A 19,302-nucleotide genomic window follows, 5' to 3' on the forward strand; every position below is an offset into this window, starting at 1 on the left:
AACACCGGCCGTTCATCCCCGCGAGAACTTAAAACAACCAAGAGACAACTAGGGTAGGTATATGAGACGCGCTAAAATTGTGGCCACCTTCGGACCGGCGATCGCGAGCTTCGAGAACACGCTCGCCGTGCTGGAAGCCGGGGTCGACGTAGCCCGCATGAACATGAGCCACGGAGACTACTCCGTGCACGACAACACCTACGACAACGTCCGCAAGGCCGCCGGGCAGCTCGGCAAGGCCGTCGCCATCATGGCCGACCTGCAGGGCCCGAAGATCCGCCTCGGCCGCTTCGTCGACGGACCGCACCTGCTCGCCGTCGGTGACACCTTCACGATCACCACCGAGGACGTCCCGGGCACCAAGGACATCTGCTCCACGACGCTCAAGAGCCTCACCGAGGACGTCAACCCCGGCGACTCGCTGCTGATCGACGACGGCAAGGTTGCCCTGCGCGCCATCGAGGTCGACGACGTCAAGGTCGTCGCCCAGGTGGTCGTCGGCGGCTACGTGTCCAACAACAAGGGCATCAACCTGCCCGGCGTCGCCGTCAACGTCCCCGCCCTGAGCGAAAAGGACGAGGACGATCTGCGCTGGGCCATGCGCCGCGGCGTGGACATGGTTGCACTCTCCTTCGTCCGCGACGCCTCGGACATCAAGCGCGTCCACGAAATCATGGACGAAGAAGGCCGCCGCGTGCCGGTGATCGCCAAGATCGAAAAGCCGCAGGCCGTGGAGCAGCTCCCCGAAATCATCGACGCCTTCGACGCCATCATGGTGGCCCGTGGCGACCTCGGTGTGGAGCTTCCGCTCGAGGAAGTGCCGATCGTGCAGAAGCGCGCCGTCGAACTGGCCCGCCGCTGGGCCAAGCCCGTCATCGTGGCCACCCAGGTGCTCGAGTCCATGATCGACAACCCGCGCCCGACCCGCGCCGAGGCCTCCGACTGCGCCAACGCCGTGCTCGACGGCGCGGACGCCGTGATGCTCTCCGGCGAGACCAGCGTGGGCAAGTTCCCGATCGAAACCGTCAAGACCATGGCCCGGATCATCGAATCCACCGAGGTCCACGGCCTGGAGCGCGTCCCCCCGCTGGGCACCAAGCCCAAGACCCGCGGCGGAGCCATCACCCGGGCCGCCGTCGAAATCGCCGACCAGCTGGAAGCGAAGTACATCTGTACCTTCACCCAGTCCGGCGACTCGGCACGCCGCCTCTCGCGACTGCGCCCGATCCGCCCGGTCTTCGCCTTCACCCCGGTGGAGCACGTCTGGAACCAGCTGGCGCTGACCTGGGGCATCCAGCCGGTACTGGTCCCGATGGTGGGCCACACCGACGAGATGACCGCCCAGGTTGACCGCAACCTGCTCGAGATGGACCTCGTCGAGGACGGCGACATGGTGGTCATTGCGGCCGGTTCGCCTCCCGGAAAGGCCGGTTCCACCAACATGCTGAAGGTCCACAAGGTGGGCGACCTGGCCGACGCCGGCAGCCACGGCGAGGCCGTCACCAAGGACAAGCTCGGCCCCTGGCCGGAAAAGAAGAAGAAGAACACCAAGGTCTAGTTCTTCAGGCAATAAACAAAGGGAGGGTCCCCGCCGCTGGTATTCAGCGGCGGGACCCTCCCCTTGTTGGCGGGCCCGTTGGCCGGGCCCTGCCGGGCGCTAGTTGACCTGGTTGATGATGGTCTCGGCAACCTCGCGCATGCTCAGGCGGCGGTCCATCGAGGTCTTCTGGATCCAGCGGAAGGCTTCCGGCTCCGTGAGGCCCATCTTGGTGGTCAGCAGGCTCTTGGCGCGCTCTACGAGCTTGCGGGTGGCGAACTGCTCCTGCAGGTCGCTGACTTCGCTTTCGAGCGCCTTGATCTCCTCGTGCCGGGACAGGGCGATCTCCAGGGCGGGGATCAGGTCCGCGGGGGTGAAGGGCTTGACCACGTAGGCCATGGCGCCGGCGTCGCGGGCGCGCTCGACAAGTTCCTTCTGGCTGAACGCGGTCAGCAGCACCACCGGGGCGATGCGGGCCTTGACGATCTTTTCCGCGGCGGAGATGCCGTCCATGACGGGCATTTTGACGTCCATCAGGACGAGGTCGGGCTTCAGCTCTTCCGCGAGCTGCACGGCCTTCTCGCCGTTGTCCGCTTCGCCGACGACGTCGTAGCCTTCGCCGCGCAGGATCTCGATGATGTCCAGGCGGATGAGGGTCTCATCCTCGGCGACCACGACACGGCGCGCCGGCTGGGAGGTGGGGGTTGACTCCGTCTGTTCTGACACGGGTACTCCTTGGAAAGGTACGGCGGGAACTGGTCCATCTGAGGCAAGTCCGCTGGTGTACTGGGGGCCGGTTGGGATCGATGCGGCGTCACTGGCGCGATTCTGGAATTCAGCCTATCTGCATGTAGAGTAATTTCGCGCACCGGAAGCGATCGCGTTGCTCACAGCACCATGGAGCAGGCGAATATGACATCCGGTGTACTCCGCGCCCGAGTGGCGGAATTGGCAGACGCGCCGCACTCAAAATGCGGTATCGAAAGGTGTGTGGGTTCGAGTCCCACCTCGGGCACGTGTTTTCCCTGTTCAGGGGCTTGTAGGCCTCTGAGTGTGGACAAACTGTTCACATGTGGGCCCCCTTCGGGGGCCTTTTTCTAGTGGTGGCCGCGGCCGTGGCCGTCTGCCTCCTTGCTTGTCTAGATCGACAGTTTGTCCTTCGTTACCTGTTCATGGACGCCCTTGGCTTGTGCGACATGACCTGAAACGAACCGGGGCTGAGGTTCTTTCCTGCGTCGTTTGTCGTTCATCGCGCTCCTCCTAGTCGGTTTGTGGTGGCTTTCCTGCTTCTTCATGGTGGGCGAGGGGGAGGGCGACGTGACTTTGTGCCAACTTCTGGGGGAACCGGTGCTGCGCGACTCCCGCAAGCGGTCGGACACGAGTCACCGTGCGCGACGGGGAGCCAGCATCGTCGTACATGTAACTCATGAAGCTCACCGTCTTACTTCCCCGGCTCGGTGGTTTTGCGCCGATACCTGTTCATCGTTACCTAGGCGTCAGCCACAGGGCGCTGTGGATTTCTACCGGGATCCCGAACTGGGGTGCCGGCGGCCTGGCTGGATGACTGCGTGACAAAGTGGTGAGACACCGCGGCCCCTCCGGCCGACAAGAACCCATATCGCTTTGATACTGCGGCCCTTCGCGAGCAGCCCTTAGTGCGGTTGTTGACTGGCTACTCGTCATCGAGCGAGGAATAGGGAAGCTTAGGGCAGGTCGGGGTTCGTTCCGGTAGCTCGTGCTTGGCATGGATCCGCTCTTCAGCCACCTGAGGGTGAATAGGCAAGTTCGGCCCGAGAGCAGCCGATTAGCTTGTCATGGTGCTCGTGTCTTTGAACGAACAATGACGTCGTGATCGAAGCCGGGACAACTGGTGCGTGATCGCCGCCTTGGCGTAACCGAGGGACGTATGTGCCTTTCTGGCCGGTTGCCGGGAGGGAATGATGGTCGTCCATGAGGCGGGCTTCATGAGCGCGGCGCCTCTGCGGCGGAATTCCACAGAACCCCGGCCGACGCGGTAGGCGCACGAGGGCAGCCGTGGCGGGCACACAGTCAGATCCAGCCCATTGCGGCCAGCTCGTCGATGCTCGTAATGATGCGGAAGGGGTCCATGGCCCCTATGTGTGGGGCACGCGGCGGAAAGCTCCCCGGCGGGGCGGGCCGGGGACGCAGGCAAGTAATTTAGTCGGACTGCTTGCGCAGTGCTGCCCAGGCTTGGAAACCGCCGATAAGGTCAGTCGCACGGGTCAGCCCCAGCCGCTGCAGGGTGTGTGCAGCGAGGCTTGAGCTGTAGCCCTCGTTGCAGACGACCACGATCCGCCGAGCGGGGTCGTCAGCGATCGGGAGCCGGTGGGGGCTGGAAGGATCGAGGCGCCACTCAAGAACGTTTCGGTCAATAGCGACCGCTCCTGGAAGATCACCGTCGCGGTCTCGCTGATCGACCGGTCGTGTGTCAACGACAAGGGCGCCTGCTGCCATCTCCCGCTCAAGATCCGAAGGATCGACACGCTCGAGCCCGATGCGGCTCTCAAGTAGTAATTGGTTGATCGTAAGAGTCCCGGGGGAATCGCTCGGATCTGACCTGCGCTGGCAGATCGCGACGCCGTCATCGGAAATAGGACACTGCTTCACTGTTTTTCTCGCTTTACCTGCGGATCGGTTGGTTGTTCCACCATGAAGCGGAACGATGAGCCCTTTTGGTCGTCAATTTCAAGGGTATGGAAGGAGTCAGGTCAACGGGAGATGCGATCAAGGCTCCCGGTTTGGCGCAGCTCAACAGGCAGACGCTCGGGCGGGCCCCTCTCCGGTAACGGCTTGCGGGCATTAGGGTGCCATTTAGGGCCGCCAAAAATCGCCTCTTATCGCTGCGGGTCACATCCTGACGCCCCATGGAGCGGCCAGCCAATTTCATTGATCGATCTATTACTGAGACAGAATGGAGGCTGGTGTTTGGCTTCAGAAATCCGTGTCGCGACCAGGACTCAGCTGTCTCTAAATGCCGTCCAACAACTCAGCGACTCCCCACGCCATATTGTTCAGGATTGAGGGGTGGCTAATCCTGCAAGCTGGCTCCATCGCGTTGAGACCATGGAGCCAGCGTTGTGCAGGGATTGGCGGTGCGCGCCCGCCACGTGGTCTGCCCCCAACGGTTGCTCGGGCCACTCCCAACGCTAGGGTAGGCGCTCTGGCCCTGGCTGACAATGGGTGCGCCAACTGCCACTGAGCCTGAGTCTCGCGGCAGTAGCATCAGGTGCGACTCCTCTGTTTCCCCAATTAATGGAGGAGTTGCCCCAGCCCGAGCGGGGTCCGCCTCGCCAGCACGTGGGTTAGTACTTCACATCCGGAAGGCAGATTCGGTCGGATCTCATCAAGCCAGACCGCGCCGGCACGTAAACGCGCGCGAAACGTCCTGGCCGCGTCTCCGGTCCTGACCTCCGCCCATCTAGAGCGTTAGGTTCTCCACCCGGAAAGTTCCCCGCTCACGACGGAGGGGCAGGGGCGGCGAAGTAGCCTCGGCACTGTACCGCTCGAGGTTCTATCCGGGCTGAGGAATGTCGTGGCGTGTAAGTGCTGATATCCGGCCGGGCTACGGCGCTTGGGGAGCGGCGGTCAGAACCAGATCGAAGCGCTTGGGGAAGACGTGTCGGATCCAGCTTTGGCAGGATCCGGGAGGTTCCATCGGGCCCAGTCCTGGGGCCTGGTTGTGGGCCTGCCGAGGAAGTAGCCTTGAGCGGCCGTTGCGCCGAGACTGGTGACAGTTGCCAGCTCGTCTCGGGTTTCGATGCCTGCGGCGATGAGCGTTGCTCCGAGTTGCTCGGCGAAGCCGACCATGGCCTCGCCGAAGGCATGGCGGAGAATGTCCGTGTCGATTCCGGTGATCAGGTCGCGGTCCAGTTTGATGATGTCCGGTTTGAGCTGCCTGATGTGCCGGATCGAGTCGAAGTACGAGCCGATATGGTCGACCGCGAGCCGGACTCCGCGCTCCCGCAGGGGTCGTAGGCCAGCGTGAAGGGCTGCGGGCTGCCCCTCAGACAGGGCCTCGGTGAGTTCAAGGACGATGCGGTCCGGGGCGAGCAGGGATTCCTCCAGCAACCCCGGCAGCAAGGGATCCAGACAGGTGGCAGGAGACAATTTCAATCCCACATACAGATGGGACGGGATGTGCCGGGCGGCCGCGAGGGCAGACTCCAGGGCAGCGAATTCAAGTTCACTTCCCAGCCGCGCCTCGGCGGCTTCGGCGAACCAGTAGTCAGCGTTGTCGGCCCCGTCGGTGACGAACCGGGTCAATCCTTCCACGCCGGCAACGGCGCCCGTGGCGAGTTCGTAGATGGGCTGAAAGGCGGTCAGCAGCATCCTGCCGTTCAGGACCGCCTGTATCCGCGAGGCGCGCTCCGCCGGTGCCGGGGTCCTGGCCGCCGGCTCAACGGCGGGCCGGACGGCCGGGGCGAACGCCATCGAGACCCCGCCCGGGAGCCCGGTCAGCGACCTGATGGCCAGGAGGTGCTCCGCCAGCGCAGTCTCCGGGTGCCCGGGGTGGGCAGCAACCTGTTCCCGGAGCCGGTCCCTGACCCCGGCGTCCACGGGAGCCGGCGATGAGAGGACGGCATCGATAATGGCCGAGGCCTGCCGGCGTATCCCCATTACGGCGTCGGCAGAAGGAGCGCCGGGTGCCGGGCCGCTGTCGGCGCACGCTGGCAGGGACAACGGTTCCATCGACATGGATGATTCCTTTGATCCGCGTTCCGGCTGAGTCCGGAACCGGCCCCCACGTCCAGAATTCGGAACCCCGAAGGGCGGAGGGTCGTGCCCGCATCGTACTGCGCCGCCGAGCTGTAAGTCCACAGCACCGGGGCCCGAACCCGCGACTGTCCGACAGCGCACCGGCCCCGGCTGGGGAACCCGGGTAATTCGGTCGGGGATAAGACCGGTCATCCGGATTGACAGAGCCGCTTGCCTCCTGCCCTTATTCGGTTTCGGTGAGGGCGGGCGCTGTACGCTGGAAGCACGTTACGACAGGGGATGTATGGAAGCCATAGGCCAAACCGGCACACCCGGCGGCGGCGCCGGGAGGACTAGTTGCCACCGGCCCTGCTTCCGGGCACCGACAAGCCACGGGGTGGCTGGGTAATCATGCGGACTCTCGTTATTTGTTCCGCCTGTGGATCAGCAGTTGTTTCTTCTCGGCTCAGGGCCGCTGGGGCAACGACAACGACGCCGCCGACTGAAGTCCCGTCGCACTGCAGCAATATCAACTGCCCCAACAGCGCTAAGAGCACGAAGCTCGCCCGCCACTGGTATCAAAATGCCGCGCCGGACAGGGCACGCCCGAACTGACGAACCGCCGCGATGCCCGATCAGCTCCGGGGGCAAGGGCGACGGAGTTAGCTCACCGGACCGGCGGCCGGGGAAGCGGTGCCCGGTGCCCGCGATTGCCGTCAAGTCGAGCCGTGCCCGCGCCGGTGGCCCGAGGAGCACCGAAGGAGCATTGGCTGGCGACCCTCTTCCGCGCCGGCCCGGCCGCTCAAATACCCCGCAAGGACCGCATTGCAATCGGGCGAACCAGAAGCCCTGTTCGTGCCCGGTTACCTGGAACGAACAGCGGCACACCAATGTGGTTGACAGCAACGTTGAGATTCCTGCGGATGCCAAGCGGCCGCTCCATGGGCCTCAAGGGGGCCCTTTCGTTGGCCGACGCTGTGGCCCGGTGGCTCCTTCTTTTGGTTTCGGGGCAGCGGGGGCCTGGAAACCGCTATGAAGTCACCGGAGTGCCTCGGTCTCGTCTGCGGCTCCGTGCCTGGGCCCCGTATTGCGAGTAGGTTGTTCGTATCCGCTGATCTTTCAGGGTCGCGCGGATCAGCCAAACGGGCACGTGGACAAGGACCCGGATGAGCCGGCCGTACCGCATCGACACTCACCAGCACATCGTTCCGCCGGGCTATGCGGGCTGGATGCAGGAAAAGGGCATCCGCCCCGGCGGCGTGGGCCTGCCGTCGTGGTCCGAACGTTCAGCGTTGAAGTTCATGGACAGGCACGATGTGCAGACCGGCATCCTGTCCCTGTCCACGCCCGGAGTGTACTTCGGGGACGTCTTGGAGGCGCGGCAGCGGGCGCGGGAGGTTAACGAGTACAGTGCGGAGGTGGTTGCCGGGCGGCCAGACCGGTTCGGCTTCTTCGCGACCCTCACGCTGCCGGACGTGGAGGGTGCCCTCGCGGAAGCCCGGTACGCCTTGGACGCCCTGCTCGCGGACGGAATCGTCCTGCTGGCCAACAACGACGGACGCTACCTGGGCGATCCGGGCTTTGAGCCTCTCCTGGAGTTCCTGCACCACCGCCGGGCCGTAGTGTTCATCCATCCCGGCGAACTGCCCGCGCCGGCGGTACCGGGCATACCCGCTTTCGCCGCAGATTTCCTGCTCGACACCACCCGTGCTGCTCTCAGCCTGATCCTGTCCGGTGCGATGGAGAAATATTCGGGCATCAAGTTCATCCTCGCCCACGCGGGCGGCTTCGTACCTTACATCGCCCACAGGATCCTGCTGACAATGCTTAGCAATAGGGAGTTGGCTCTCAGCGCGCTGGCGGCGCTGACAGATAAGGAGCAGTCCGTCCTGCGGCGGTTTTATTACGACGTTGCGCTGTCCGCCAGTCCGTCGGCGTTGCCCAGCCTGCTCGAGGTAGCCGGCCCCGGCCGCATCACGTACGGCACGGACTTCCCGTTCGCCCCGTCGGCGGCGATCGACTTCCTGAACATGCAGTACGAGACTTACCCGCTGGGCCCCTCCCTGCGCGCGGCGATAGACCGGGGCAACTCCGAGGCGCTGTTTCCCCGCCTCAAGCCTGATAAAGGCTAATCGAGTTCCGCGAGCGACGGTGCGGAAATCCCGTTACGGTAGCTGCCATTCGGCATGCGCCCGAGTTGTCCGCAGCTCCGGACGTTCAGCCCACGGGTGTCAGCCTGCGTCATGAGATCGTCGAAGTCCGCGTTATCGCCCAGTCGCAGGTCGATGCGGTAGTAGTCCATGGAATCATAACCGTGAGTCTCCGAGGAGAAGACGGGACTCAGGGCAAGAACCGAAGCTCCAAGTTCCACGATGTGATCGAGCCAGGGGATCAAGTGGCCCGTCGCTGCGCCACCGGTTGCTTCAGTGCCTCGGACCCAGGCTCCGCCCCGACGAAGCCAGGAGGGTGCACCTGCCACTAGAGAGCGTGCTGAACCCATGCGGGCTCTGTCATCGGGATCCGTCTATCCGTCAGCGATCCAGCATGCCCACAACGATCCTGCCTGGCCGCCGGAAATTCTTCGTCATTGCGCTGGACCATCAGCCGTGGTGCTTACTAGAATCTCTAATTACGAAAACCGCCAGGGGCGCGAACAGCGCCCGGGGAGGAGGAGCGCATCACAGCTGACCAATATCATGGATCAACTGCCCAGCCCGCTGAAAGCCCCTCCGATGGGGCTTTCCCTATTTATCGTCAATATGAACGGACGCAGCCGTTTGTCCGAGCACTTCCTCACGCATCTCACGGTCGTGGGAGCGTTGGTGCTGTGAAAGTCTTCCGCCGGCCAGGCAAGGCAGGCCGGCGCAGGATTGCTTCGGTTTCCGGCGGGGCGGTGATGAGCACCGGAGCCTCCTCCATTGAAGATGTGCTCGGCAGGAGCGTATATCCGTTCCAGAGGCCGCAGCGTCTTACCGCCATGGAAACCGCCGGCTGCTTGACGGCTCCAACGGAGCCCGGACCGGTGTTTAGAGGGCCTGGTTACTTCGAGAACAGCCAGTTACGGAAACGTCTTAGGCTTCAATTTCATGGTTGTCCTCCGGATCAGCATGCGCCTTAATCGGCGCAATAGCGAACGGCCCCTGCATGGGCCAACAACCACCCCCGATAATGGACCTATTCCGATCTGGCCCGGAGTGACCCCAGCCGGGTCATGAGGACGTTATCGCCAAGGCCTGACTACGGCCGGAGGAAGTGGAAGAGTCTTTGTCCCGCGCGCATGCACGATCTAGTCGAGGGCTCACGCGGCCCGGATGGGTAGTTTGCCGTGAGAACTCGCCGCGGCCTGGGTTTCCCGGGCGACGAACGCGGAGAGTTCCCCGCTGGTGCTCATGAGCGTGCCGGGAAGACGACAGTGGTGTTCTTGTCCACATCGACTTCGAGCGCGGACTGCAAACTGCGCAGCCGCAGGGCCAGGAGATGGATCATCATCGTGTCAGAGGCGTCCCCTCGGTGTAATTCCCACGACGTTGTGAGCGCGGCTGACCGGGGGTTTTGCCTCCGATGCCGGTATGGGTCCTGTGGGGATAGTAGTGGCGTAGGAGATGTTCGGCGACTTCGCTCCGAAGCTGGCCGAGCTCACCGACGACGTGTCCTTCGAGGACTCCCGGAACCGGCTCGAACTGAACGCCTGCGACCGCAGCGTCATCACAGTTGCCGTGCTCACTGCTGGCGGGAACACCGACCAGCTGGGCTCCGCCTCGGCCGCGCCATCGAGAACGGCCTGACCCGGGAGGAGCTCATCGAAGCCATCACCCGCCGCGCGCTCTGCGCTGGCTGACCCGGGGTGTGGACAGTGTCCACACCCCGGGTCTCGGATCGGGTCGTACCGGAGTCGGACTGGCCCGGATTGGCGATGCTTTCGGGGGAGCTGCGGATATTCAAGGGCTGGAACCAGGTTCAAGCCCCACCTCGGGCACAGTGTTTTCCCTGTTCAGGGGCTTGTGGGCCTCTGAGTGTGCACCAACTGTTCACTGATGGGCCCCTTTGGGGCCCTTTTCGGTTGGTGGCCGTTGCTGTGGCCGGGTCGCTCCTTCCACTAAGAACTTTGATGGCTCGGCACTTTGTTGTTACTTCATAGTCTCTAGGGGAGCGGGCGACATGACCCGTTGCGGTCGTGGAAGACTTCTCGACTTCAGCCGCTTTCCCTGCAAGCCCTCGGGGAGGGTTATCGGGGTTTATGACGTCCGTCCGCTAAGCCTTTGGCGGTAGTTCCCGGGGGTTTCGCCGGAGTCGCTCAGAAAATGCCGGTTGAAGTTGGACAGGTTCGAGAAGCCCACTTCGTAGCAAATGGTTGAGATAGCTTTGTCGCTGTGTTCGAGCAGGCGCCGAGCGTGTGCCGGCCGAAGTTTGCGGACCAAGTCGCTGAAGTTCTGCCCCGTGGCGCGTTTGAAGTATTTCGAGAAGTTGGACACTGACATTCCCACGAGTGCCGCTGCCTCGGACATCTTGACGCTTCCGGTGGCCTATAGGGGGTAGTTAGGCGTCGTCGTGGGCGAGGTTGCTGGAGAGCTCGCGGTGCGCGTCGGCCTGGGCTTGGAGTTCCTTTGCCTTGGTCTCGAATACTCCGACGGCGTCGGGGCCGGCGGCGAAGCGCAGCGGCGGTGCATCCAGTCCAGCCAGTTGGATGAGGGCGTCGGCGAGTTTGGCCGGGTCCCCGCCCTGAAGGCCGTTCATGCTTTGCCAGGAGGCGACGGTCTGTTCGGTGCGCTCGGCATAGTCCTCGATGGTGGATTCGGCGTAGCTGGTGGATTCCGGGGTGAGGAGCTCTGTGCGGAAGAAGCCCGGTTCCACGATCATGGAGCGGATGCCGAAAGGTGCGACCTCGGGGGCCAGTGACTCGGCCCAGCCTTCGATGCCAAACTTTGACGCGGCGTAGGCGGTCAGGAATTCCCCGCCGGCGAGGCCGGCGGTCGAGGAGATTGTGACGAGGAGGCCCGAGCGCTGGGCGCGCAGGACAGGCAGGGCCGCACGGGTGACGTTCATGGGCCCGAACATGGTGGTTTCGATTTGTGCCCGGAAGTCTTCCGGGGTGATTTCCTCGAAGAACCCGGCGTGAAAGTTACCGGCGTTGTTCACCAGGACATCGATCCGGCCGAAGCGGTCCACGGCACCCTGTATGGCGGCCGCCGCGTCGGCGGGGTCGGTGACGTCGAGCTTTACCGTCAACAGGTTCTCGTTTTCGCCTATGGCCTGGGTGACTTTTTCAGGGTTGCGGCCGGTGGCGACGACCGCGTGGCCGGCGGCTAGGGCCGCCTTGGCAATGTCTGTGCCGAGGCCGCGTCCGGCTCCCGTGATGAACCAGACCTTCTTGCCGGTCGTGGTCTGGTTCTGTTCAATGAGGGTGTTCTCAGTCATGTGTTTGGTTCTGTCTTTCCTGGGTTGTGTGGTCCTGGCTGCGCACGGTGGCGGGTGTCCGGGACAGAGGGTTCGGCGGCGGAGCTGCCGGCGGTGCTTGTTTCGGGCGGCGATGCCGCCCAGCTGGCAAGGAACGCCAGTGCGTGTTCGGATGCGGAGCCCGGCTCCGCGGTGAAGGTGAACAGGGTCTGTCCCTCGTCGCTGGGGAGGTGAAGCGTCTCGAACTGCAGGGACAGGTCCCCGGCGACCGGGTGGTGGAAGCGTTTGGTCCCGGTGGTGTGGATCCGCACGTCGTGGCCGGCCCATAATTCGGCGAACAGTCCGCTGCGGGTGGTCAATTCTCCGACCAGTTCGTTCAGCTCCCTGTCGTGGGGGTTTCGCCCCGCTTCCAGGCGAAGCATCGCAACGGTGGTGGCCGCGACCGCACGCCAATCGGGGTAGAAGTCCCCTGCACCCGGATCGAGGAAGAGGTAGCGCGCCTGGTTTGGCTGACTGCCTGGAGCATCCGGGCCAGCCGCTGCTGCCGATTCGAACACTGGCCCGTACAGCGCACGGCCCAACAGGTTTGCGGCCAGCACGTCGGAACGGCCGTTCTGCACGATGGCGACCACTGCGTTCATCCCGTCCAGAAGTCGCAGCACCCCTGGACGGACCCGCTGTTGCGCTGGCCGTCGCGGCGCCCGGCGCGACGGCGTGCTGGCCGTCCGCGCCAAATCCATCAAGTGCATCCGCTCTGCCTCGTCCAGCTGAAGAGCAGAGGCCACAGCCTCGAGCACAGAATCTGAGACGCCGCGGATGGTGCCGCGTTCCAGCCGCGTGTAGTAGTCCGTGCTTACGCCAGCGAGCTGCGCCACTTCCTCACGGCGCAGGCCCGGCACGCGGCGCAGCTCCCCGTAACTGGGGATGCCCGCCTGCTCCGGACTGAGCTTCGCGCGACGCGAGATCAGGAACTCACGGATTTCGTTTTTTCTGTCCACAACCACCACGCTACGCAGGCCGCCCCGTTGGTGGCAGTGTCTGTCAGACACCCCCACTTGAGATGGGTGCATGCTTCAGCGCCGGGGGAGGTGTTCACCGGTTTCGTCGGCGAGGGCCGAGAGGAGCCGGTCCTGGAAGGCCGTGTCGTGAACGGAGGGGTGGGGTTCTTGTCGGTGCTGGTGGTGCCAGTATCTGCCGCTGGTGCGCGCTTCAGGGTCATCGCTGGTGGCGAGCCACTCCTGCGTGCGGTGGCCTAGTTCGAGGCTGTCGGGGGCTCCGGATCCGCCCATTCGGGTGGGTACCCATCCGGGGTCGACGGAGTTGGACAGTACCTCCGGGTACAGGCGGGCAATGGCCGCGGCGAGGGTACTGACGTAGAGCTTGCTGTCACTGTAGGAGCCGGCCCTCTCGCCTTGCCAGTCGACACCGTCCAGGCGCGGTTGGCCGCCGAAGTGGGACCCGCTGCTGAGGTAGACCAGCCGTTCCGGGAGCGGAAGAAGCGCGGTCAACAGATACGGGGCGATGATGTTGACGGGCATGACGTCCCGCCCGCTCCAGACGCCGGCGTTGTGGATGACGGCGTCCAGCGGTGCCTGTTCAACCAGTTCGGCGGCGATACGGCGTACGGCGTCGGGATCGGCGAAGTCTCCGATGACGATGCCGGCACCGTGGTCGGTGAGAGGGTGAAGGTGCGTTGCCCGTTCAGTGTTTCGGGCGTGCACGATGACGTGATGCTCCTGGGCGTGCAGGGCTTCTGCGGTGAGGCGGCCCAGTCCGTCAGCTGACCCGGTGATCAGGATGCGAGCCATGATTACTCTCCTTCGTGGGCAGTACGGATGTCAGCGCCCGTTGAGGCTGCGCGGTTGATCGCGATGTTGAAGTTGAACGAGCCGAACGAGGCTGCGAGCTGAAACAGAAGGTAGGCGTACATTTCGGGTCCGCGGGAGGCCCGCACGTCGCCGAGGTCGTGAATGACGTCATCTTCCCAGCCGAACTGTTTCAGGAGGGCCCGCACGGTCTTCTTGGCCTCGATGTCGTTGCCGGTGACGAAGACGACGTGGTCACCGGGTACCCGTCCCGGATCGACCATGAGGTGTGCCGCCATCGTGTTCAGCGACTTCACGACCCGCACGCCGGGGTGAGCGTGCTGGATCTGCTCGGCGAGGCTTAGTTCCTCTACCCCGGTCAGGGTGGGAGGAAGGCTCTCGTGACGTTTTAGCGGGAGCGCAGTGTCGAGCAGAACCTTGCCTTCCAGCGCGCCCGGATCAATGTGTGAGAGGGCATCCAGGGTCACGACACCCGGCAGGGCGTTCACGATAAGCTCTCCGTGAGCTGCAGCGTCGGACATGCCGGTCAGCCGTATCTTGGGGTGTTCCGAGAGCCGGTCATGGAGCGGAACCTGCCCGCGAGCATCGGTTCCGGTACGGGCGAGAGTGGCGTTGGGGTCCCGGGTGCCCATGACGATGTCATGCCCGACCTCGTGGAGGCGATCTGCGAGGGTGCGTCCCACGATTCCGGTACCGAGAATTGCGATTTTCATGGTTCTTCTTTCTCTGGGGCTGGAGTGTGCGCGTTGGCTCAGCGGGCAAGGACACCGGTGCGGGTGATCAGCCAGGTCAGGAGGGCGAGGGCGGCGATGGCGGCTGCGGCGGTCATGACCGGTACCCAGCCGCCGAGCTGCCAGAAGGCGCCGGCGAGGGCTGACCCGATGGCGCCGCCGATGAAGTTCCCGCCGACGAAGGCGGTGTTGAGGCGGCTCCGGGCGGAGGCGTCGATGGAGACCATCCGGGTTTGCGCGAGGATCTGCACGGTCTGGAGACCAACACCGAACACGACCGCGCCGATGATGAGGACGATAATCGACGTCGATCCGAACGCGGAGACAACCAAGCCAGCGAGAGTGACGGCCAGCCCAATGCCGAGCGCCGGGATGAACAAGCCCCGGTCGAAGAACACGCCCACGCGCTGCGCGGCAAGAGCACCCACGACACCGACGAGGCTGAACGCGCCAATCAGCGACACAGAGAACCCGAACGGTGGGGAAGAGAGCAGGAACGTCATCCCGGTCCAGAACATCGTGAATACGCACATTGCACTGGCGCCGATCAGCATCGTCACCTGCACGGTCCGGTTCCCGGTAACGGTGCGAAGCACTGCGAGCAGCAGCGTGCCGTAAGGCACCTTCCCGCGTGGTTCCAGTCTGGGGATGCGGGGAGCAAGAATGGCGGCGAGGGTGACCATGATGACGGCAGCCATGATGAACACGGCACGCCATCCGAAGTGCTCGGCGACGAGGCCACTGAGCGCGCGGGCGATGAGCAGTCCGATCATGATGCCGGCAGCGACGGTGCCGAGTACGCGGCCGCGCTGGTCGTCGTGGGCGAGGTCGCCGGCGAGCGGGATGAGGAACTGTCCGGCCACGGCACTGAATCCGATTAGAGCGAGCGTTCCGAGCAGCACCGGGTAGGTGGGGGCTGCGGCGGTGGCGAGAAGGAACACGGCGGTGAGGATCATCAGACCGGGGATGAATCGTTTCCGGTTCACCATGTCGCCCAGGGGCAGCAGCAGGAACACGCCGATGGCGTAGCCGATCTGGGTGACGGTGACGATGAGACCGGTGGAGCCGGTGGGGACGGAGAAGTCTTTACCGATGATGCCGAGGAGCGGCTGCGCCCAGTAGAGGTTGCCGACCGCGGCACTGGCGGCGATCGCAAACACAAGGGTGAGGCCCCGAGTCATGCCGGCAGTCCGGGTATCGCTGGGGGTTTGTGGTCATGGGAGGTGTGTCTCTTTCAAAAGTGTCGTGCGGCTGCATGCTCAACTTCGGCGGGGTGGTGTGGGGCCGGTAGCGGGTGCGTCGCGTTGCCGGGACTGCCAGGGGCGGCCGCATGACGAGGTGTTGCCACGGCCGCCGCCCTCGGCGGTTGCTCAGTTGTTGCCGTCGAAGACGGTCTCTGGGGTCCAGTCGGTGGCGGGCTGGGTGTGCAGTGCCCAGAAGGTTTCTGCGATCAGCTCAGGTGCCATCGGGGTTCCGGGCTCGATGGCGCCGGCGATGGTGACGGATGCGGCGTGTACGCCCTCGTCCTTGAGCTCCTTGTGGATCAGGGTCGTGGCAGTGCGGAGACCGGCCTTGCCGAGTGAGATCGTGGCGTACGTGGGGTTCGGGTCGATGTAGGCGTAGCCGCCGGAGGCAAGGAACGTGCCCTTCCCTGCCTGACGCATCGCGGGGGTGAATACCTGGGCGGTCACGATCGCGCCCAGGGCATCGATGTTGTAGTTGGTGATCAGGTAGTCGAGGTCGCTGGTCAGGACGTTGTCGGCGGCCACGATCGCGGCGTTGTAGACGACTACGCTCGGAGTGATCTTTTCGGCCAGCTCCTGCAGGGAGGCCTTGAAAGCCTTGGGGTCGGCGGCGTCGGCGATCGCGGTGTCGACGGTGATGCCCTCACCGCGGAGCTGCTCCGCGAACTCTTTGAGCTTTTGTTCGTTGCGGCCGGCGATGGTGAGGGCGAAGCCTTCACGGCCGAAGCGGCGGGCGAGGGAGATGCCGAGGCCGGGGCCGACGCCCACGATGAGGGCCTGGGGGGTTGAGGTTGAATCAGTCATTGTTCGCTTTCCTTCTTGAATCGGGTCGGGCCTGTGCCGGTCGGCGCGGGCCCGGTCGAGGAGTTTTACGGGTGGAGGAGCGTCTTGATGGCGCGGCGTTCGTCCATTGCCTTGTAGCCTTCGGCGGCGTCTTCGAGGGGCAGCTGGAGGTCGAAGACCTTCCCGGGGTTGATCTCGCCGCGGAGGATGAGGTCGATCAGCTCGGGCAGGTAGTCCCGCACCGGAGCGGGTCCGCCGTGCAGGTGCACGTGGGCCATGAACAGGTCCATGCCGGGGATGGAGACTTCGTGGCCCATGCCGACGAAACCGACGTGCCCGCCCGCGCGGGCGGACCAGATGGCCTGCATCATCGATTCCTGCGTGCCGACGGCCTCGATCACCGAGTGCGCGCCGAGGCCGGCGGTGAGTTCCTTGATCTTCGCGATCCCGGCATCACCGCGTTCTTCGACGATGTCGGTCGCGCCGAATTCACGGGCGAGGGCCTGCCGGTCGGCGTGGCGGGACATCGCGATGATGCGCTCCGCACCGTGCCGTTTCGCGGCAAGGACCGCCAGGAGACCGACCGCGCCGTCGCCGACCACGACGACGGTCTTGCCCGGGCCGACTTCGGCGGCCTTCGCGCCGAACCAGCCCGTGCCCAGCACATCCGAGGCAGCGAGCAGGGACGGGATCTTGTCTGCGGAAGGGACCTCCGGGGTTGCGACGAGGGTACCGTCTGCGAGGGGAACCCGGAGGTACCCGGCCTGCGCGGTTCCGATCACTTCGCGGTGGATGCAGCTGGACTGGTACCCGGACAGACAAATGTCGCAGGTGTTGTCGGAGGTGAAGAACGAGCCGACGACGAACTGGCCGACTTGGATGGTGTGCACGTCATCGCCGATTTCCTCGACGACGCCGACGTATTCGTGACCCATTGGCTGCGGCTCGTCTGTGGGAACGGTGCCGCGGTAGGGCCAGAGGTCGGATCCGCACACGCACGCCGCTGCGACTTTGATGATCGCGTCGGTGGGTTGCTGGATGGTGGGCTTGTCGTAGTCCTCGACCCGGACGTCGCCGGGTGCGTGGAGAGTGGTTGCGCGCATGAGGAGATAGGGCCTTCCAGGGCTAGTGAGCCCGGTACAAGAGGGGTGAAGCGGGGCGTTTCAGCTGCCTTCGTATTCGTCGTCGGTGATCTGTTCGCCCCACCAAGAAGCGATCTCGGCGCCGTCGTCGGCTTCCAGGAGCACGATGTGTTCCATGAACATGCCGGGGGCGGCTGCGTGCCAGTGCTCTTCGCCGGGGGGTGTATAGAGGGTCTGGCCGGGGTGGACTTCGATGATGTTGCCGTCGCGGTCGCCGAACCGGGCGATGCCGTCGGTGACGTGCAGGTACTGGCCGCGGGCGTGGGAGTGCCAGGCGGTGCGGGCTCCGGGCTGGAAGCGCACCTTCGCCATCGTCGCGCGCTGCTCGGGTCCGTGCGGTGCTGCGATGACGTCGAGCCACACTCCGCCGGGGAACTGTGCTTCCGGGTTCAGGATGGTCTCGCGCTGGGGTTCGATGATCATGTGCGTTTCTCCTTGGGATTTTCAGGCTTCGTGAAATTCAATGCCGGAGCTGAGGAATTCATCTGGTCGGTTGAGGGTGTCGCCCTGGTTGGAGCGTGGATCGAGGCGAGCTCGGATCGTTCTGTCATCAGTCCGTGAGGAGCTTCTGAGCGAGGGTGAGGGCGGAGACGCCGCGCGGCCAGCCTGCGTAGAACGCAACGTGGGTGATCGCCTCGATGATTTCCTCCTTGGTGAGGCCGTTGGCGATGCCCATCGGGATGTGCGCCTGGAGCTGTTCGATATTGCCGGCGGAGACGAGGCTGCTGATCGTGATCAGGCTGCGGTCGCGGCGGGACAACTGGGGGCGGGACCACACCTGCCCAAAGAGGACGTCGTCGGTGAGGGACACGAAGGTGGGGGCGAAATCGCCCATCATCTTCTGCATCGGGGTCTGCTGGTCTGTCATTGCGGGTTCTCTTTCCGAGGTGCTGGGTTGTGTGGCTGGGATTCAGCTGTCGGCGTCCGTTGTCGACGCGAACCATTTTTTCCGTCCCCAACGTTGGCGTTGGTATTAAATATAGTAGGATTGAAGCAAGAAAGCAACGCCAACGTTGGAAAAGGGTAGGAGTCGTATGGCATGGGACGTTGAGGGCACCAAAAGCAAGATCATCGACGCGGCGACACAGGAGTTCACTGTCCGCGGCCCCGATGGGACCACGATGGAGCGGATCGCCAAGCTCGCGGGCGTGAACAAGGAGCGGGTGTACAACTACTTCGGCAGCAAGCCGGAACTCTTCGAAGTCGTGCTGCGCGAGAAGCTGGCCGGGGTCGCCGAGACCGTTGCCATGGAGTCCTTCACTCCGGACGGGATCGGTGAGTACGCCGGGAGACTCTTCGACTACAACTGCGAACATCCGGAACTCGTCCGCTTGGTCCTTTGGGAGTCGCTCTCATTCACTACCCAGGTTCCCGAGGAGCAGCAACGCCGCGACTATTACGCGCAGAAAACCCGTGCATTCGGTGAGGCGCAAAGGGCCGGAGCCGTCCAGAGCGACATCGCGCCTGATCATCTGAATTTCTTGCTGCTCGCTCTCGCGGGATACTGGGCGGTTTTGCCGCAGGTAGGGCGCATGATGACGGGCGCGGAAGTCACCGACCAGGCCGAGGCGGCACGCCGCCGCGCTAGCGTGGTCGAGGCCGCCCGCCGGCTCGTGGAGTCCTAGGCCACGGGACCAGCCAGCTGCAAAAAATGGGTGTGCACAATGTGCACACCCTGGGCTTCGGACCGGGTCGTACTGGTGCCGGACTGGGCCGGATTGGCGAGGTTTTCGGGGGAGCAGCGGAAATTCAAGTGCTGGAACCCGGTTCGAGTCCCACCTCGGGCACAGTGTTTCCCTGTTCAGGGGCTTTGAGCCGCTGAGTGTGCACAAATCTTCTCTGATGGGCCCCTTCGGGGGCCCATATTAGTTGGTGCTGCAAGACCGGAAACGATGCCGGCCTGATTACTTCGATGCTCGTGATAGTGGC

18 protein-coding genes and 1 tRNA gene are annotated in these 19,302 nt (G+C 64.3%); 5 read left to right on the top strand and 14 right to left on the bottom strand.

Features of this window, described 5'->3' with window-relative positions:
* Nucleotides 1-61: 61 nt before the first annotated feature.
* A complete protein-coding gene (gene pyk / locus AC1MBE_RS17025; protein WP_346958945.1) occupies nt 62-1,558 on the top strand; it encodes a pyruvate kinase in 1,497 nt (498 codons plus the stop codon).
* 99 nt (nt 1,559-1,657) lie between these two features.
* Here the strand turns inward: pyk and AC1MBE_RS17030 are convergent, their stop codons facing one another.
* On the bottom strand, nt 1,658-2,263 hold the full coding sequence (locus AC1MBE_RS17030) for an ANTAR domain-containing response regulator (protein WP_056739732.1): 606 nt from the start codon (nt 2,261-2,263) through the stop codon (nt 1,658-1,660).
* A gap of 207 nt (nt 2,264-2,470) precedes the next feature.
* Here AC1MBE_RS17030 and AC1MBE_RS17035 point away from each other — a divergent pair.
* A tRNA-Leu gene (locus AC1MBE_RS17035) sits at nt 2,471-2,552 on the top strand.
* Nucleotides 2,553-3,715: 1,163 nt separating this feature from the next.
* Here the strand turns inward: AC1MBE_RS17035 and AC1MBE_RS17040 are convergent.
* Both AC1MBE_RS17040 and AC1MBE_RS17045 read right to left on the bottom strand, forming a co-directional pair.
* On the bottom strand, nt 3,716-4,012 hold the full coding sequence (locus AC1MBE_RS17040) for a rhodanese-like domain-containing protein (protein WP_479782687.1): 297 nt from the start codon (nt 4,010-4,012) through the stop codon (nt 3,716-3,718).
* A gap of 1,131 nt (nt 4,013-5,143) precedes the next feature.
* Nucleotides 5,144-6,253: an EAL domain-containing protein gene (locus tag AC1MBE_RS17045; RefSeq protein ID WP_479779884.1), complete on the bottom strand. Its 1,110-nt coding sequence runs from the start codon at nt 6,251-6,253 to the stop codon at nt 5,144-5,146.
* A 1,166-nt stretch (nt 6,254-7,419) separates the two neighbouring features.
* On the opposite strand from AC1MBE_RS17045, the gene AC1MBE_RS17050 reads away from it, so the two are divergent.
* On the top strand, nt 7,420-8,385 hold the full coding sequence (locus tag AC1MBE_RS17050; RefSeq protein ID WP_479779886.1) for an amidohydrolase family protein: 966 nt from the start codon (nt 7,420-7,422) through the stop codon (nt 8,383-8,385).
* Here AC1MBE_RS17050 and AC1MBE_RS17055 read toward each other — a convergent pair.
* Nucleotides 8,382-8,753, bottom strand: a complete 372-nt coding sequence (locus tag AC1MBE_RS17055; protein ID WP_479779888.1) for an alpha-amylase family glycosyl hydrolase — start codon at nt 8,751-8,753, stop codon at nt 8,382-8,384. The two genes, AC1MBE_RS17050 and AC1MBE_RS17055, sit on opposite strands and share 4 nt — an antisense overlap.
* Before the next feature lie 1,102 nt (nt 8,754-9,855).
* Between AC1MBE_RS17055 and AC1MBE_RS17060 the strand changes: the two genes are divergently transcribed.
* Nucleotides 9,856-10,038 carry a carboxymuconolactone decarboxylase family protein gene (locus AC1MBE_RS17060; protein ID WP_479779889.1) on the top strand — a complete coding sequence of 61 codons (183 nt, stop codon included), beginning with the start codon at nt 9,856-9,858 and terminating at the stop codon, nt 10,036-10,038.
* Nucleotides 10,039-10,488: 450 nt separating this feature from the next.
* Here the strand turns inward: AC1MBE_RS17060 and AC1MBE_RS17065 are convergent, their stop codons facing one another.
* From AC1MBE_RS17065 to AC1MBE_RS17110, 10 genes are all read right to left on the bottom strand, one after another.
* On the bottom strand, nt 10,489-10,758 hold the full coding sequence (locus tag AC1MBE_RS17065) for a helix-turn-helix domain-containing protein (RefSeq protein ID WP_479779890.1): 270 nt from the start codon (nt 10,756-10,758) through the stop codon (nt 10,489-10,491).
* Nucleotides 10,759-10,789: 31 nt separating this feature from the next.
* The gene (locus tag AC1MBE_RS17070; RefSeq protein WP_479779891.1) at nt 10,790-11,668 is read right to left on the bottom strand and encodes an SDR family oxidoreductase; all 879 of its coding nucleotides are present in this window, start codon (nt 11,666-11,668) and stop codon (nt 10,790-10,792) included.
* Nucleotides 11,665-12,645, bottom strand: a complete 981-nt coding sequence (locus AC1MBE_RS17075; RefSeq protein ID WP_479779893.1) for a helix-turn-helix transcriptional regulator — start codon at nt 12,643-12,645, stop codon at nt 11,665-11,667. The genes AC1MBE_RS17070 and AC1MBE_RS17075 overlap by 4 nt, the downstream gene beginning before the upstream one ends.
* A 75-nt stretch (nt 12,646-12,720) precedes the next feature.
* Nucleotides 12,721-13,455 (bottom strand): SDR family NAD(P)-dependent oxidoreductase, encoded by a 735-nt coding sequence (locus tag AC1MBE_RS17080; RefSeq protein ID WP_479779895.1) that lies wholly within the window; start codon nt 13,453-13,455, stop codon nt 12,721-12,723.
* 2 nt (nt 13,456-13,457) lie between these two features.
* Nucleotides 13,458-14,186 carry an NADPH-dependent F420 reductase gene (locus tag AC1MBE_RS17085; protein ID WP_479779897.1) on the bottom strand — a complete coding sequence of 243 codons (729 nt, stop codon included), beginning with the start codon at nt 14,184-14,186 and terminating at the stop codon, nt 13,458-13,460.
* A gap of 38 nt (nt 14,187-14,224) precedes the next feature.
* Nucleotides 14,225-15,385 carry an MFS transporter gene (locus tag AC1MBE_RS17090; protein WP_479779899.1) on the bottom strand — a complete coding sequence of 387 codons (1,161 nt, stop codon included), beginning with the start codon at nt 15,383-15,385 and terminating at the stop codon, nt 14,225-14,227.
* 189 nt (nt 15,386-15,574) lie between these two features.
* Nucleotides 15,575-16,252 (bottom strand): SDR family NAD(P)-dependent oxidoreductase, encoded by a 678-nt coding sequence (locus AC1MBE_RS17095; protein ID WP_479779900.1) that lies wholly within the window; start codon nt 16,250-16,252, stop codon nt 15,575-15,577.
* A 65-nt stretch (nt 16,253-16,317) separates the two neighbouring features.
* Nucleotides 16,318-17,334, bottom strand: a complete 1,017-nt coding sequence (locus tag AC1MBE_RS17100; protein WP_479779902.1) for a zinc-dependent alcohol dehydrogenase family protein — start codon at nt 17,332-17,334, stop codon at nt 16,318-16,320.
* 60 nt (nt 17,335-17,394) lie between these two features.
* On the bottom strand, nt 17,395-17,796 hold the full coding sequence (locus AC1MBE_RS17105; protein ID WP_479779904.1) for a cupin domain-containing protein: 402 nt from the start codon (nt 17,794-17,796) through the stop codon (nt 17,395-17,397).
* A 127-nt stretch (nt 17,797-17,923) separates the two neighbouring features.
* On the bottom strand, nt 17,924-18,241 hold the full coding sequence (locus tag AC1MBE_RS17110) for a carboxymuconolactone decarboxylase family protein (RefSeq protein ID WP_479779906.1): 318 nt from the start codon (nt 18,239-18,241) through the stop codon (nt 17,924-17,926).
* Nucleotides 18,242-18,407: 166 nt separating this feature from the next.
* On the opposite strand from AC1MBE_RS17110, the gene AC1MBE_RS17115 reads away from it, so the two are divergent.
* Nucleotides 18,408-18,998 carry a TetR/AcrR family transcriptional regulator gene (locus tag AC1MBE_RS17115; RefSeq protein WP_479779908.1) on the top strand — a complete coding sequence of 197 codons (591 nt, stop codon included), beginning with the start codon at nt 18,408-18,410 and terminating at the stop codon, nt 18,996-18,998.
* The last annotated feature ends 304 nt before the right edge of the window (nt 18,999-19,302 follow it).

Source organism: Arthrobacter sp. BG5 (genome assembly GCF_056680155.1).